We start from the raw sequence: 1,940 nt of genomic DNA, 5'->3' as shown, positions 1-1,940 counted from the left end.
TGTCACTCAGTAGACCTGACCTACTTTTTGCTAAAATATGCTTCCTCTGTTCGGAGAGTGTCAGTAGAACTATCTGTTCCCTCGGATAACCATTGGAAGGTAGAGTACGAAACCAATGAGGGAAGTCCTTCGAGATCATCATGGGCATCTCTAAACTAATCTAAACTAAGTAGTTGTAAAACAGCTAGGGCCATAGCGTTGATCAGTACAAATCTCTCCATAGCTTCGACTTTTCTTTTAACTTGTTGCTGCTGCTTGTGCGAATACTGACTGAGAATTAAGTCTTTCGGCCACCCCTTAGTTGGGGCCATATCTTTCATCCAAAATCGATAGCTAAAACCAGACAATAGTTGAATCAAGTTGCGGAAAGTTACTTCAATTTTAAAACGCCAACTGTCAGCGGTGACAATTTCTACTGCTGATAGAGTGACATCGGTTGAAAGCAGAATTATTTGTTTCCCTTCCGGCCACACAGCTAGGACAAAACGCACCTTTCTAACGGGACAATCCCAATGCAAATCTATGGCGCGATCTCTGAGTGTCACCATCTTGCCGTAAAGTAGTAGAGTTTCTGTAGTGAAGCAGTCTTTCTCATTAAAAAAGTTGCGTAATTTGACTGATTCACCCCAGATACGAGGTCTGCCACGACTGCGTTTTAGCGGTGGTATTGGTAAAGGATATTTGCCGAGTGGATTGATTCGTACTCTAGTAATTAACTGTAACTTGTGCTTCCTAAACTCTTCAATCAACTGTTTAGAAGCTTTAGAAGCATCAAGGATGATATAACCACCAGCATGGATAAGTTCTACGCACAAAGTAGACATTCGATCTACTATTGTAGTTTCATCATCCTCAGTCATCTTGATACCATCTTGTCACCCCAAAGTTACAGGAACCGCTTTCAAACAAGAGCCTGCTTCTAAGAGTAAGGTGATAACTCCAAAATAATGACCTCGTATCCACTCTGCCTTGGTTACATTTTCTGATTCATTATGTAGTTTTTTCACCGCAGGCATTTTTTTTCCTTCCTTACCGACTTTAATACCATCACCCACATAAACTGGTTGACCTCTGAGACGATGGACTTTTGGGTGAGTGATTAACCATTTGTGCCACCCAATAGATAATTTTTGGGCACTAATCCCTTGTGAATGAAACCAGTGCAAAGCTTGGGTATAGTAATGTTGTGTCAGTCCCATGGCATTGAGAACACTTGTAATTGCCCGATGTTGAGTGCATAAAAGAATACCCCAAATTAGGATAACTAACCACTCATAAGTAGCATGGCGACTAAACACTGGACGTAAGTTGGTCAAAATTTGCTCTATTCGACGGATTAGGTGCATCCCGAGAGATTAGCTGGTAAAAATTAAGAATCATTAACCAGTATGCACCATTCCCTGACATCAGAGCGGAGAATGTTTTTTCGGCCTTGGTGAATTAAGGTATGATTTGAGAAAGGAGCGATCGCTGTTAATATCTATAGAACCCCTGAGTGGTATCTTCTCAGGAAAAGGTATACTTAGTTAGTCATAGAACTGGTGTTGTGCCCAGAGCGATCGCTCTGGTGATCATCAACAACAGTTGGGTAAATGCCACCCTTCAAGCAGTTTGACAGACTTTGAATAGGTCTTAATTGAAGCATCCCAGACCATGAACATACATTTTTCAGCATTCATCTGCAGAGTTGATCACTATAACCTCTATAAGTTTCATCGCCATCAATAAATTGACCATCACATTCTACACAAATATAGTTTTGCTTTCCTTTCTTTTGGCCATTTTTATCCTGTGAGTTGATTGACCAATTTGGACATTTCATAATTTTTCTGCCTAATTAGCGTTGGCGGAGCCTAGCGGCAGCTATATCGCTCCTTTCTCAAATCATACCTTAATTCACCAACGCCGTTTTTTCCACTAAGAACTTTGTACTGTCCAGT

General features: G+C 40.9%; 2 protein-coding genes and 1 pseudogene. All 3 read right to left on the bottom strand.

Features of this window, described 5'->3' with window-relative positions; genetic code table 11:
• Positions 1–155: 155 nt before the first annotated feature.
• Positions 156–860, bottom strand: coding sequence for a hypothetical protein (locus tag F6K18_RS36030; protein WP_287528162.1), 705 nt, complete (start codon positions 858–860; stop codon positions 156–158).
• Positions 861–875: 15 nt separating this feature from the next.
• Positions 876–1,316 carry a hypothetical protein gene (locus F6K18_RS36025; protein WP_287528160.1) on the bottom strand — a complete coding sequence of 147 codons (441 nt, stop codon included), beginning with the start codon at positions 1,314–1,316 and terminating at the stop codon, positions 876–878.
• Between the two features lie 355 nt (positions 1,317–1,671).
• Positions 1,672–1,822: pseudogene (locus tag F6K18_RS36020) on the bottom strand (IS1 family transposase); the annotation flags it as partial.
• Positions 1,823–1,940 lie beyond the last annotated feature (118 nt).

Source organism: Okeania sp. SIO2C2 (assembly GCF_010692625.1).
Taxonomy (GTDB): Bacteria; Cyanobacteriota; Cyanobacteriia; order Cyanobacteriales; family Microcoleaceae; genus Okeania; species Okeania hirsuta.
The sequence above is the reverse complement of the archived record's forward strand: the minus strand, read 5'-3'. Positions and strand labels throughout refer to the sequence as shown.

Excerpts from the sequence above, each read along its gene's own strand:
- F6K18_RS36030 (WP_287528162.1), bottom strand. The coding sequence starts at position 860 with ATGACTGAGGATGATGAAACTACAATAGTAGATCGAATGTCTACTTTG.